The 13,750-nt window shown below is 62.9% G+C and carries 10 protein-coding genes, 1 tRNA gene and 1 pseudogene; 5 read left to right on the forward strand and 7 right to left on the reverse strand.

What is annotated here, in order from left to right; translation table 11 throughout:
• Nucleotides 1-220: 220 nt before the first annotated feature.
• From VGL01_RS03030 to recA, 7 genes and pseudogenes are all read right to left on the reverse strand, one after another.
• Nucleotides 221-1,996 carry a PglL family O-oligosaccharyltransferase gene (locus VGL01_RS03030; RefSeq protein ID WP_331566941.1) on the reverse strand — a complete coding sequence of 592 codons (1,776 nt, stop codon included), beginning with the start codon at nucleotides 1,994-1,996 and terminating at the stop codon, nucleotides 221-223.
• 117 nt (nucleotides 1,997-2,113) lie between these two features.
• Nucleotides 2,114-2,698, reverse strand: coding sequence for a pilin (locus VGL01_RS03035; RefSeq protein WP_349257072.1), 585 nt, complete (start codon nucleotides 2,696-2,698; stop codon nucleotides 2,114-2,116).
• A gap of 119 nt (nucleotides 2,699-2,817) precedes the next feature.
• Nucleotides 2,818-3,534: a TerC family protein gene (locus VGL01_RS03040; protein WP_331566957.1), complete on the reverse strand. Its 717-nt coding sequence runs from the start codon at nucleotides 3,532-3,534 to the stop codon at nucleotides 2,818-2,820.
• Between the two features lie 273 nt (nucleotides 3,535-3,807).
• Complete coding sequence (gene sucD, locus VGL01_RS03045) at nucleotides 3,808-4,689, reverse strand: succinate--CoA ligase subunit alpha (RefSeq protein ID WP_173261369.1); 882 nt, start codon at nucleotides 4,687-4,689, stop codon at nucleotides 3,808-3,810.
• A gap of 41 nt (nucleotides 4,690-4,730) precedes the next feature.
• Nucleotides 4,731-5,900 (reverse strand): ADP-forming succinate--CoA ligase subunit beta, encoded by a 1,170-nt coding sequence (gene sucC, locus VGL01_RS03050; RefSeq protein ID WP_331566943.1) that lies wholly within the window; start codon nucleotides 5,898-5,900, stop codon nucleotides 4,731-4,733.
• A gap of 525 nt (nucleotides 5,901-6,425) precedes the next feature.
• Nucleotides 6,426-6,950 (reverse strand): annotated as a pseudogene (recX, locus tag VGL01_RS03055) (recombination regulator RecX); the annotation flags it as partial.
• A 1-nt stretch (nucleotide 6,951) separates the two neighbouring features.
• On the reverse strand, nucleotides 6,952-8,022 hold the full coding sequence (gene recA / locus VGL01_RS03060; RefSeq protein ID WP_331566945.1) for a recombinase RecA: 1,071 nt from the start codon (nucleotides 8,020-8,022) through the stop codon (nucleotides 6,952-6,954).
• 255 nt (nucleotides 8,023-8,277) lie between these two features.
• On the opposite strand from recA, the gene VGL01_RS03065 reads away from it, so the two are divergent.
• From VGL01_RS03065 to VGL01_RS03085, 5 genes are all read left to right on the forward strand, one after another.
• Nucleotides 8,278-9,069 (forward strand): response regulator transcription factor, encoded by a 792-nt coding sequence (locus VGL01_RS03065; protein WP_331566947.1) that lies wholly within the window; start codon nucleotides 8,278-8,280, stop codon nucleotides 9,067-9,069.
• Nucleotides 9,070-9,076: 7 nt separating this feature from the next.
• Nucleotides 9,077-10,687: a sensor histidine kinase gene (locus VGL01_RS03070; protein ID WP_331566949.1), complete on the forward strand. Its 1,611-nt coding sequence runs from the start codon at nucleotides 9,077-9,079 to the stop codon at nucleotides 10,685-10,687.
• A 255-nt stretch (nucleotides 10,688-10,942) separates the two neighbouring features.
• Nucleotides 10,943-12,601 (forward strand): MFS transporter, encoded by a 1,659-nt coding sequence (locus VGL01_RS03075; RefSeq protein ID WP_331566951.1) that lies wholly within the window; start codon nucleotides 10,943-10,945, stop codon nucleotides 12,599-12,601.
• A gap of 111 nt (nucleotides 12,602-12,712) precedes the next feature.
• Nucleotides 12,713-12,789 (forward strand) — tRNA-Met (locus tag VGL01_RS03080).
• A gap of 176 nt (nucleotides 12,790-12,965) precedes the next feature.
• The coding region (locus tag VGL01_RS03085) for a DUF6538 domain-containing protein (protein WP_331566953.1) at nucleotides 12,966-13,750 on the forward strand (785 nt) is incomplete at its 3' end.

Genomic DNA, 13,750 nt, shown 5'->3' on the forward strand with positions numbered 1-13,750 from the left:
GCAATAGACGACGCCAGAAGAGCGCCAAGAGCGACCGGCAAGAAGACTCTGTACATGGATAGTCCCTCCAAACGAGTGAAAAACGCGCTGAAGTACATACCCGGCAATGTTGTTCACCGCCGGCCGACGGAAATCGCAAGCCCTCAGTTGCGCCCTATCATGCCCGAGCTATTGTTCGCCCACAACCTGCGAGTACTGCCAGCCCGCAACTTGCGTGCAATCACTCATCCTCCGTATCCTCGCTATCCGAGTGCGCCGGCACGCCATAGCGCTTGACCAGTTCGGCTTTGAACGCAACGAGCTTCGGCACGTCGTTGCACAAGCCATAGAGCGCCGAAAGCTGCCCCGGCCAATCGCGCAGCACGCCGGCAAATATCTTGAGCCGCTCCACCGTATCCAGGGCATCGGCCTCGCGTCCGTCGAGCGCCTGCAGCACCGCGTATCGCCGCAATACCGTCTCGCCCGGCAACAGCGCGATTGCTTTGCGATGCATCGCGAGCTTGGCCGCCAGATCGTGACTGTCGATCGGCAGCAACGTGGCCATGCCATAGTCGCCCCACGCCGAGAAAAGCCGCGACGGGTCGGCACTATATTGCTCCGCGGGGTGGGCTCCGTAATACAGCACCTCCGCACGCGCGTAATCGCGGTAGATCGGTAGCAGCGCCGCGAGCCCCGCCGCGACGATGAGGCCATGCACCGCTAGCGAGACGCGCGGCGGCACGAAGCCGAGCGGTTTCGTTTCGAGAACGCCGAAGACAAACATCGCCGGCAGCAGAAAGAACATGTACTGCTGCGGGTATTCGACCAGCGCATGCATCATCAGCACGCCGATCAAGGCGAGACCGAACACGCGCGCCGCCGTATGAGGCGCAAGCAATACGCGCAACAGCCACGCGATCAAGCCGATCAGCAGCACCCCGAGCCCAACGATGCCCGTTTTGGCCAGCAGATCGATAAAAATGTCGTGCGAATTGTTGGCAATCTCCACATCGCCCAACAGCTTGACGAGTTCGAACTGAAAGCGCGGAAACTCTCCCCAACCGACACCGAGCCACGGATGGCCCCGGAACATCGTCCATCCGTACTTCCACATCGCAAGGCGCAACACGAATTGCCCCTTGTCCTGAAACCGATGCGCCGCGGAGACGTCGAGATCGAGGTGATACGCGGCGTTGGCCCAGCGCACCCCGATGTTCACGCCGATAAAAATCGCGATGAGCGCAAATGGCATGAGCCACTCGCGTGCATGTCCGCGCCCCCCTTCGCGCCGCGCAATGGCGATCGCCATCCAAAAGCCCGCCACCACAATCACACCCGTTTGCAGCCAGGGGCCGCGCGAGACAGTCAACGCCTGGCCGAGCACGTAAATCGCCGAAACGATGCCCCATAGCAGCGGGTTGAGCCTGCGCGTCTGAACGAGAAACATCGCCGCGGCCAGCGCGAATGCAATGACCGTCGCCAAGTGATTAGCTTGCGCCATGTTGCCGAACGGCCGCCGCTCGATGGTCACGTTGTAGGCCACCACGAACGGTGCGAACCGCGTCTCGAGATGAAGCAGCTGCACGACTTGGCAGAACACCGCAAAAAGTCCGCCGATCACGAGCGCCCATGCCATCCAGCGCAATATGTCCTCTGACAGACCGGCGCGCGCGAATGCGAATCCCGTATGGGTCGCCATGAACGCCGCGAGCAGAAAGCCGGCGCCCAGCCAGTTCATCGACGGTTGCGCCAGCGGCAGCAAGAAGGTTTGCGCGATCAGCACTGCTCCGAACGCAAGCGGCACCAGCGCGACGGTCGGGGTGCCGAACGCCGGCCGGGGCCGCGCGCACACCGCGAGCCAGATCACGGCCGCACCGACAAGCAGGTAAAGCGTGAGCGCCGTGAACTCGGAATAAAAAGTCGGAATCGGGTAGGTGTGGTTGGTCACCGCGTAAGGAAGCAATACCGCAAGTGCCAACAGCGCAAACGAAAAAGTACGGGCGAACGAAGAAGTCATGAGGAACGGGGGCATCGGCAATCGGCGCACTATACAAAAAATTCCTTTCGCTGTGCGCGACCGATGCGTGCCCGCATCACCCGGCAATGCGCCGGCGAGATACTTTTCTTTCTTTTTTTACGCGCGGCACTCTGGTGGTGCAACGGAAGGGGGCAATGTGGCCACATCGAGCGGCATGGGCCCGGAACCCGGTGCGGGCAGCGACGATGCGTCCTTACCGCTGGCAAAGCATTCCCAACTCAGCGCACCGGCCTGCATGACGCCTTTCGACAGCGCGACGCGGGCTGTAGGGGACGCGGGATCGTCAGGCGCCGAAGGCACGAGGACAAGCGTCTCCTTGCCGGCCGGCGCGATGCGCGCGGTGTAGCGGATCGATATCTGGCCGCTCTCGTCGTCGATGTGGATGGATTCGACGTTGCGCGTCGCGGGCGGCGAGAGATAGCCGCTATCGAGCGCGTTACCGAGCGCTGCGTTCTCTGCAACCGCAAGTCGCGCCACGGAAGCAAGCGACAACCCTTCACCCACGCGGCTGCGTGCCAGATAGTCCTGATAGGCCGGGACGGCATAGGCCGCCACGACGCCCACGATCGCAAGCGCAATCATGAGCTCGATCAGCGTGAATCCGCCGCGCGAGCAGGGAACGCGCCAGACGCGGGACAACACGGCATGCAGCGGAACAATCCGAAAACGGATGGCGGGCATCGGCATTTCTCCTCGAACCGAAGGACCGCTCGAATCGAGCGGACAACGGTTGGGAGCATAGCCAGCGCGCCTGCCGCGCGGCAGTCGTCCGAACGGCTAACGGCTAACGCGACTAACGGCTAACGGCTCGGGCTCTCGCGCTCTCGCCGCCGCATGCGCCGTTTGAGCGCATAGCCGATGATGACGACGATCAACGCGCCCGCGATCTTCGCGCCATATTCGGCCGCCGGGGAATCGAGCAGCGGCCAGCGATCGCCCGCCGGATCGTTGATGATGAGCCCGCCCGCGATCCAGCCGAGCAGCGCCGCGCCGATCGTCACGATGACAGGGAAACGGTCGAGCAATTTCAGCACGAGCGTGCTGCCCCAGACGATGAGCGGAATGCTGACGATGAGCCCGAAAATTACCAGGGCGATCCGATGTTGGGGATCAGCGGCCTCGGCGGCGCCGGCGATGGCGATGACGTTATCGAGGCTCATGACCGCATCGGCGATGATGATCGTCTTGATGGCCGCCACGAGTTTGTCGGCGGGTTTGACGTTCTCATGCGCATCGTGCGCCGGCGCAAGAAGTCGCACGCCGATCCAGAGCAGCAGCAAGCCGCCCGCAAACTTGAGCAGCGGCACATCGAGCAGCACCACGGCAAAAGCGATCAACGCGACGCGCAACACGATCGCGCCGGCCGTTCCCCACAGCACCCCCTGCATACGCTGCGCCGGAGGCAACTTGCGGCATGCGAGCGCGATCACGACGGCGTTATCGCCGCCGAGCAGGATATCGATGATGACAATCTGGATGACGGCGCCCCAATGGAGCGTCGAGAAAAAATCGATCATGGAATCGAGCATAGGTGCAAAAGGTATTCCTGGGACGGCGATGTCGGTAGGTTTGTGCGGCACCGGTGAAGCCGAGGCACAACCTGGAATTGACGCTGGCAGGGCAAAAAAAACGAGGAAGCCACCCGCGCTTCCTCGCTTCCTGTCGGCTATCGGAAAGCTTACGAACGAATTTCGCAAGAATACCAAAAATGCCGACGATAAGGTGCACCGTCGCACGCATCGTGTGGCGTGGCAATGCCCGCCACAGCGACGCGTTCGAACGAATCAGCCTCAGAGAATGGACTTCAGCAAACGCCCCATCTCCGACGGATTCTTCGTGACCTTGATACCACAGGCTTCCATGATTTCGAGCTTTGCCTCGGCCGTATCGGCACCGCCCGAAATCAGCGCGCCAGCATGGCCCATGCGCTTGCCCGGAGGCGCCGTCACACCGGCGATGAAGCCGACGACGGGCTTTTTCATGTTGTCTTTGATCCAGTACGCTGCGTTCGCTTCGTCCGGACCGCCGATCTCGCCGATCATGATGACGGCGTCCGTGTCGGGATCGTCGTTGAACATCTTCATGACGTCGATGTGCTTCAACCCGTTGATCGGATCGCCGCCGATACCGACCGCCGACGATTGACCCAGGCCGAGCGCCGTCAACTGACCCACTGCTTCATAGGTCAGCGTGCCCGAACGCGACACGACGCCGATGCGCCCCTTCCGGTGGATATGGCCCGGCATGATGCCGATCTTCAGTTCGTCGGGCGTGATCGTGCCCGGGCAGTTCGGCCCGAGCAGCAGCGTCTTGCGGTTTTCACGACGCATGCGGTCCTTGATCTCGATCATGTCGCGCACGGGAATGCCTTCCGTGATGCAGATCGCGAGATCGAGATCGGCTTCCACCGCTTCCCAGATCGCCGCCGCGGCACCCGCCGGCGGCACATAGATGACCGAGACCGTCGCGCCCGTTTCAGCCTTCGCTTCCTTCACGCTCGCGTAGATCGGAATGCCTTCGAAATCCTCGCCGGCCTTCTTCGGATTCACACCCGCGACGAACGCCTCGCGGCCGTTCGCGTATTCACGGCATGCGCGCGTATGGAACTGCCCGGTCTTGCCGGTGATGCCTTGCGTGATGACCTTCGTGTCTTTGTTGATCAGAATCGACATGTATTGACCTCTGTTCGTATCCGGTGGCTTCGACGCGGCGCTTACGCCTTGCCTTCGGCAGCCGCGACGACCTTCTGCGCAGCCTCTTCCATGCTGTCCGCCGAAATGATCGGCAGTCCCGAATCGGCGAGCATCTTCTTGCCGAGGTCCTCGTTCGTGCCCTTCATGCGCACGACGAGCGGCACTTGCAGATGCACGGCCTTCGAGGCGGCAATGACGCCTTCGGCGATCACATCGCAGCGCATGATGCCGCCGAAGATGTTGACGAGGATGGCCTTCAGGCCCGGGTTTTTCAGCATCAGCTTGAACGCTTCGGTGACCTTCTCGGTCGTGGCGCCGCCGCCGACATCGAGGAAGTTGGCCGGTTCGCCGCCGAACAGTTTGATGGTGTCCATCGTTGCCATCGCCAGGCCGGCACCGTTCACGAGACAGCCGATGTTGCCGTCGAGCGAGATGTAGGCGAGATCGAACTTCGAGGCTTCGACTTCGGCCGGATCTTCTTCATCCAGATCGCGGTAGGCCACGATCTCGGGGTGACGGAAGAGCGCGTTCGAATCGAAGTTGAACTTGGCGTCGAGCGCGATCACCTTGCCGTCGCCCGTCAGAATCAACGGGTTGATTTCGGCAAGCGATGCGTCCGTTTCCCAGAACGCCTTGTAAAGACCTTGCAGAATCGCGCGTGCTTGCGGCACCGATGCGTCCGGCACACCGATCTTCTTCGCGAGCTCGTCGGCCTGCGCATCCGCGAGGCCCGTGGCCGGATCGACTGCAACCTTGTGGATCGCTTCGGGCGTCTTCGCGGCGACTTCCTCGATGTCCATGCCGCCTTCGCTCGAACCCATGACGACGATCTTTTGCGAAACGCGGTCGATCACGAGGCCGACATACAGCTCCTTCTTGATGTCCGCGCCTTCTTCGATCAGCAGACGGTTGACCTTCTGGCCTTCCGCGCCGGTCTGATGCGTGACGAGCTGCATGCCGAGGATCTGATTCGCGTACTCGCGCACCTGCTCGAGCGACTTCGCGACCTTCACGCCGCCGCCCTTGCCACGGCCACCCGCGTGAATCTGCGCCTTGACGACCCAAACCGGGCCACCGAGCTCCTCGGCGGCTTTCACCGCGTCATCCACAGAAAACACGGGCTTGCCGCGCGGCACCGCGACGCCGAATTTCCGCAGGATTTCCTTACCCTGGTACTCGTGAATCTTCATGCGTGATTCCCTTCAGTCTAAGAGTTGGATTGAACTTCGTAATCGCTGGCTGCCCTGGCACCGGTCGTGCCGGCCTCGTCCGTATCTGCGCGCGTACCACCTTCGCCTCGCTGCGCCATGCACGCCCAAGCCTGTGCAGGCAGGTGACGTATCGAGCGGTGGCAAAAGTAATCGGGGAATTTGAGCCCGACGCGGGCGCGGTAGGCGAGAGGGGAAACTTCGAGGGGACAGGGGCACTGCACCCTATTCGCCTCGTCACGAGGCGGGTGGTCGGTCAGACGCGTCCCGATGTCCCGGAGGCCATCCTCGCGCCCGAAGGCTTCCGCTCGAATCGCGCGTGAATGACAGCGCAACGGGCGGGACACGGGCGGTAAAAGCGGCATGGGAGGGAAGACGGCTGGCGAGGAAACCCGAAGATTTTAGCATAGTGGGAACCATCGCTCGGAACGCTGGCTGGCCCGAGCGTCCAGTCCCCCGGGAGCGACCAGGAACCTCGTCACGGATGGCTGCGCGATGCGATCGTGACTAGTCGTCGCTCCAGTCGCTCGACTCATCAGGCTCGCCTTGGCCCTTGAGAATCTGCATGGCGATAGCCTGTGAAAATCCGCGCATCGCCAAAAAGCGCGCTTGTTTCGCGCGCTCGGCAGGCGTTTGCGGGAGCGTACCGAATTTCTTGCGCCAGACCGCCAAGGCGCGAGCGAGTTCAGTTTCGCGAAGCTTCGAGCCAACCGCCTCGACGAGCGAATCGTCAACGGCATGCCGGCGCAATTCGCTGACGATGCGCGTCGTGCCCATCCGCTGAGCACGCCGATGCACGACGCTTTCGACGAACCGCGCATCGGACAGCCAGCCCTCGCGCTCGAGTGAATCGACGAGCGCCTCGACCGATTCTTCGGGTTCGGCAAACTGAGACAACTTGCGCGACAACTCGACACGGCTGTATTCGCGCCTCGACAGATAATCGAGGGCGCGCGCCCGAAGCGAGCGCTGTCCGCGCGCGGCGGCACCGACGGTACCCGATGCAGCGCGGACCTTGCGCATCACGCGGCGCTTACTCCTCTTCGCCGGCTACTGCGACGCCCGCATCGGCCGGCGGCATGGCATTCACGCCCAGCGACTCACGGATGCGGTTTTCGATCTCGCGCGCGATATCGGGATTCTCGCGCAGGAATTCGCGCGCGTTGTCCTTGCCCTGCCCGATGCGCTCACCGCTGTAGCTGTACCAGGCGCCGGCCTTGTCGACGATCTTCGCTTGTACGCCGAGATCGATGATCTCGCCCTGGCGCGAAATACCCTCGCCATACAGGATGTCGAAAATCGCTTCGCGGAACGGCGGCGAGACCTTGTTCTTGACCACCTTCACGCGAGTCTCGTTGCCAATGACTTCGTCGTTCTTCTTGATCGAACCGATACGGCGGATGTCGAGCCGCACCGAAGCATAGAACTTGAGCGCATTGCCGCCCGTGGTGGTTTCGGGGTTGCCGAACATCACGCCGATCTTCATACGAATCTGGTTGATGAAGATCACGAGGCAATTGGTACGCTTGATCGTGCCCGTGAGCTTGCGCAGCGCCTGCGACATCAGGCGCGCCTGCAGGCCCGGCAGCGAATCGCCCATCTCGCCTTCGATTTCCGCCTTCGGCACGAGCGCCGCGACCGAATCGATCACGATCATGTCGATCGAGCCCGAGCGCACGAGCGCGTCGGCAATTTCAAGCGCCTGCTCGCCCGTGTCGGGCTGCGACACGAGCAGATCGTTCACGTTCACGCCGAGCTTCGCCGCATATTGGATATCGAGCGCGTGCTCGGCATCGATGAACGCCGCCGTGCCGCCGAGCTTTTGCATCTCGGCAATGACTTGCAGCGTCAGGGTCGTCTTGCCCGACGATTCGGGACCGTAGATCTCGACCACACGCCCACGCGGCAGGCCGCCGACACCAAGCGCGATATCGAGGCCGAGCGAGCCCGTGGAGACCACCTGGATGTCTTCGGCCACTTCGCCATCGCCGAGCCGCATGACCGACCCTTTGCCGAACTGCTTTTCGATCTGCGCGAGCGCGGCGGCCAGCGCCTTGCTCTTTTCAGCCGTCAGTCCAGCCGAGCCTTTCTTGCTTTCTTCCATGAATCGTCCTTTGCTATGATGAGCGGCGTCTGTGGCGGGCGGGCCGAGTACTGGCCGGCACACGAAACGCAAGTACTGTATAAAAAAACAGGGTTCTTTGCAAGCCCGGTACAACGCGGATTTGCATGGCGGCAACGAGCCGGGCGGCGAGCACGGCGCAACTTTCGGTTGCTCCGGCCGCGGCGAGACCTCGAAATACATTGGAGACTGCGGCCTGTCGGGCTCGACGCCGACGAGCCGGCCAGCCCGCGCATCATGCGAATACTCATTGCCGAAGACGACAGCATACTCGCGGACGGCCTCGTCCGATCACTCCGCCAATCGGGCTATGCCGTCGATCACGTCAAGGGCGGCAGCGAGGCCGACGCCGCACTTTCGATGCAGACGTTCGATCTGCTGATTCTCGATCTGGGGTTGCCGCGCATGTCGGGGCTGGAAGTGCTGCGCCGTCTGCGTGCGCGCAATTCGAGCCTGCCCGTATTGATTCTGACGGCCGCGGATAGCGTCGACGAGCGCGTGAAAGGGCTCGATCTCGGCGCCGACGACTACATGGCCAAGCCTTTTCATCTGAACGAACTCGAAGCGCGCGTCCGCGCGCTGACGCGCCGCGGCACGGGCGGCGGGCCGACCGTCATCCGCCACGGCTCGCTCGCGTTCGATCAGGTCGGGCGCATCGCCTATGTGAGCGATCAGGTGGTCGATCTTTCCGCGCGCGAACTCGGCGTGCTGGAAATATTGCTGCAGCGGATCGGGCGGCTCGTTTCGAAGGAACAGCTCGTCGATCATCTGTGCGAGTGGGGCGAGGAAGTCAGCAACAACGCAATCGAAGTGTACGTGCATCGTCTGCGCAAAAAGATCGAGCCGAGCGGCGTGCGCATCATCACGGTGCGAGGGCTCGGCTATTGCCTCGAAAAGCCCGCCGCAAGCTCGAACGGACCGGTAGCCGACGCGCCGTCCCAGCGCACCGCCGATGGTGCTGCTGCCGCCGCCACGGCACCCACCGCGCCCCGTGCGACCGATCCCGCCGCAAAACCTGCATCCAAGTAGGCATGTAATGGGTTCGCGCGTCTCGACACAGGACGACGGCGCGCCACCGCGCTCGCGCCCGGCACCCTCGGCCGGCTCGCACGACGCATCCGCGGCAGCGAGCAAGACACCCGACAGCGCCGCGCATACGCCCGCCGCCAATCCGTACGCACCGCCCGACGAAGCCGATGCGGGCGGGCCGGAGCGACCGCGCTCGCTTTTCGGGGAGATTCTCGACTGGATGCTCGCGCCGCTGTTGCTGCTCTGGCCGATGAGCATTGCGGTGACCTACCTCGTGGCGAAGACGATCGCCAATGGTCCGTTCGATCGCGCGCTCGAGACCGATGCCTATGTGCTCGCGCGCCAGATCCATCCGGTGGGCGGCGTGGCGGAACTCTCGCTGCCCGCTGCCGCGCGCGACTTTCTGAATGGCGACAACACCGACAAGGTTTTCTACCAGGTGCTCGGCACACGCGGCGAGCTCGTTGCGGGCGTGCCCGATATGCCGCAGCCGGCCGATGACGATCGCCCTCAGCCCGGTATCGTCGAATTCCGTGACGCGATCTTGCACGGCAACGATATCCGTATCGCGTATACGAGCGTGGAATTGCCGGTCTCTCCGGCCGGGCAAACGGTGCTGGTGCAAGTCGGTGAAACGTTCGACAAGCGCAGCGCGCTCGCCAACGACATCATCAAGGGCGTGATCCTGCCGCAGTTCGTGATTCTGCCGCTTGCGATCGTGTTGGTATGGTTCGGCCTTTCGCGCGGGCTTGCGCCGCTGACGGCGCTGCAGGCCAACTTGCGCGCACGCCGGCCCGACGACTTGTCGCCACTCGAAGCGCAGCGCGCGCCACCCGAGATCGAGCCGCTCGTCACCTCGTTCAACGATCTGCTCACGCGCCTCGCGCAGAACATCGATCTGCAAAAGCGCTTCATTGCCGACGCGGCGCATCAGATGAAAACGCCGCTTGCCGGTCTGCACACGCAAGCCGAGCTGGCATTGCGGCAGGACGTATCGCCCGAGGTGCGTCTATCGCTCGAACAGATTGCGGCAAGTTCCGACCAGGCGGCGCGGCTCGTGACGCAGTTGCTCGCCCTTGCGCGCGCCGAAAATCGCATGTCGGGGCAAATCTTCGCGCCCATCGAGATTGCGCATCTCGCGCGATTGGCTGTGCGCGACTGGGTACGCGCCGCACTGGCCAAACAGATGGATCTCGGCTACGAGGGGCCCGAGGAGGGCCGCGATCCGCCCGCCATGGTCGCTGGTAATGCCGTCATGCTCCGCGAGATGCTTTCGAACGTGATCGATAACGCCATCCGCTATACCCCAACTGGCGGGCGCATCACCGTGCGCGTGGTGCTCGAGCGCGCCAAGCGGTTGGTTCATCTCGAAGTCGAGGACACGGGACCCGGCATCGCCCCTGCGGAACGGCCGAAAGTCGTCGAGCGGTTCTATCGGATTCTTGGGCGCGAAGGCGACGGAAGCGGGCTCGGGCTGGCCATCGTGCGGGAAATCTCGACGATGCACGGGGGCACGCTGACGATCGACGACCACGTCTACCAAACCTCGCCCCGGCTCGCGGGCACGCTCGTGCGAATCAGTCTGCCGCTCATCGAAGGCACCCCGGATTTACCCTGAATATTGCCGACCCGATTCCGGGCATGTCGTCGGCCCGCCGTGAGCCCGCCACCCGCAGAAGCGTTTTAGGCGAAATTGAGCGATGTTCCCGACAAATACGCGGCGATACCTAAAACGCCGCTTGGCATAGGCGTAAACCAGCAGCCGGTCCTGGCGTCAGTCCGACGTAAGTTTGCCTTCCAATAATCGACCGCAAGCAGCCGTGTGTCCCAAATTTGGACATATGGAACTGCTGTCCAATATGAGGAGACACACATGGCAACGGTAGGCGGGCACATTTCGCACGCGCCGATGAGCGCCGACGAGAAGAAGGTGATCTTCGCGTCGTCGCTCGGCACTGTTTTCGAGTGGTACGACTTCTATCTGGCGGGCTCGCTCGCCGTCTATATCAGCAAGAGCTTTTTCGCGGGCGTCAATCCCACCGCCGGCTTCATCTTTACGTTGCTCGGTTTCGCGGCCGGCTTTGCCGTGCGGCCGTTCGGCGCACTCGTGTTCGGTCGGCTCGGCGATCTTGTCGGCCGCAAGCACACGTTCTTGATCACGATCGTGATCATGGGTCTCTCGACGTTCGTGGTCGGCCTCCTGCCGGGATATGCGTCGATAGGGTTTGCGTCTCCGGTGATCTTCATCGCGATGCGGCTTTTGCAGGGCCTCGCGCTCGGCGGCGAGTACGGCGGCGCGGCAACCTATGTCGCTGAACATGCCCCGGCCAACCGGCGCGGCTACTACACGTCGTGGATCCAGACGACGGCCACGCTCGGCCTGTTCCTCTCGCTGCTCGTGATTCTCGGCATTCGCACGTCCATCGGCGAAGAATCGTTCGCGAGCTGGGGCTGGCGTATTCCGTTCATCGCATCGCTGCTCCTGCTCGCCGTGTCGGTCTGGATCCGGCTGCAATTGAGCGAATCGCCGGCGTTCCTCCGGATCAAGGCTGAGGGCAAGACTTCGAAGGCACCGCTCACCGAGGCATTCGGCCAGTGGAAGAACCTGAAGATCGTGATTCTTGCGCTCATCGGCCTGACGGCCGGCCAGGCTGTGGTCTGGTACACGGGCCAGTTCTATGCGCTCTTTTTCCTGACGCAGACGCTCAAGGTCGATGGCGCGAGCGCCAATATCCTGATCGCGCTGGCCTTGTTGATCGGCACGCCGTTTTTCGTGTTCTTCGGTTCGCTGTCGGATCGTATCGGCCGCAAGCCGATCATCATGGCCGGCTGCCTGATTGCCGCACTGACCTACTTCCCGCTGTTCAAGGCACTCACGCACTTCGCCAATCCGGCGTTGGAAGCCGCGACGCAAAAGTCGCCCATCGTCGTCGTCGCCAATCCGGACGAGTGCTCGTTCCAGTTCAACCCCGTCGGCACCGCGAGCTTCACGAGTTCTTGCGACATCGCGAAGAGCGCGTTGGCGAAATCGGGCTTGAACTACTCGAACGTTGCAGCGCCCGCGGGCACCATCGCCCAGGTGAAGGTCGGGGATGCGGTGCTGGAGTCCTATGACGGCAAGGCGCCCGACGCGAAAGCGAAAGGCGCGGCGTTCACGAAGACGCTGGCCTCGACCCTCAAGGGTGCGGGGTATCCGGCGAAGGCCGATCCGTCGCAGTTGAACTGGCCGATGACGGTGGTGATCCTGACGCTGCTCGTGATCTACGTGACGATGGTGTACGGTCCGATCGCGGCGATGCTCGTGGAGATGTTCCCGACGCGGATTCGGTACACGTCGATGTCGCTGCCCTATCACATCGGTAACGGTTGGTTCGGCGGCTTCCTGCCGGCGACGGCGTTCGCGATCGTTGCGACTCAGGGAAATATCTACTCGGGGCTCTGGTATCCGGTGGCGGTAGCGTTGATCACGTTCGTGATCGGGATGCTGTTCGTCAAGGAGACGAAGGACTCCAATATCTACTCGCGGGATTGAGGCGGGGAGCGGCGAGGGACCAACGGCGGGTGAGGGTTGCAAGGGGTGGGGCACGGATGAATCCCAGCACTTGACAGCACCGCCCGTCCTAACGATAATCGTCCTTCTTTCGGCGAATTAGCTCAGTCGGTTAGAGCGACGGAATCATAATCCGCAGGTCCGGGGTTCGAATCCCTGATTCGCCACCAGTTGTAAGAAAAAGCCGCTGCTTCTCACGAAGCAGCGGCTTTTTTGTTCTGGAATGCCGGGAATGCGCCCGAACAGGCGCATTACGCATCTAAAGCGGCCAACCGTTTTAGGTGCGGTGCGCTTTTCCGGAAGCGGGTGCTACACGCCACTGTTACCTCAATGTGGAGAGCACACCGTGAAACACCCCTACCTCGCCCCCCGTCGCGGTTCGTCGAACTACTATTTCCGTCGCAAAATTCCGCTCGAACTGCAATCCCTGCTCCAACGCAAGGACTTCTGGCTCAGCCTCGAAACGTCCAGCAAGGAGGTGGCCATCACCCGCCTGCCGATGGCCGCGCTGCAATATGAACGCCTCGTCGCCCCGGCACGGGCCGCCGCCAACGCGGCCACGGCGACCGGCGAGAACTGGCTGCCGCATGGCCTGCGTCCGGCGGGCGACGACGCGCCCCACCCGTACCACCCGTCCGTGCAGCCGCCGGGCACGACCCGCCTTGACGCCGCGCACATTCCCCGACTGGTCGAGCGCTACACCGTCAACGCACTGGCGAATGATGACGAAGCACGTCCGACTTACTTCGAGAAAGAGAGCGACGAAGCCGAAGCCGACAAAGACGACTACGACGACGAGGCGCACACGGCCCTCCTGCAGGAGGCGCGCCGGCAGCTGCGCCGGGCCCGGGCGTCGGACGACTTTTCGGACGTCCGCGAGGCCGTCGAGGAGCATCTGACGTGGGAGCGCGCCTGGCTGCCCGCGGCGTCGGCCGAGTTCGCTACTTTGCTGAAGGCCATCGCCGACGCGCAGCTGGCTGTCGTGGAAGAAGAACTGCGGCGCCTCGAGGGCGACGTCAGCGAGACGCCCGAACTGATTCCGCTGGTCGACGAAAACGATACATGGGAAGCCGCGCTGAAATGCTGGAAGGAGGAGCGGATGCCCTCGCCGAAAACCGTCCATGACGTGAC

It is taken from the genome of Trinickia sp. (assembly GCF_036503415.1).
Taxonomy (GTDB): Bacteria; Pseudomonadota; Gammaproteobacteria; order Burkholderiales; family Burkholderiaceae; genus Trinickia.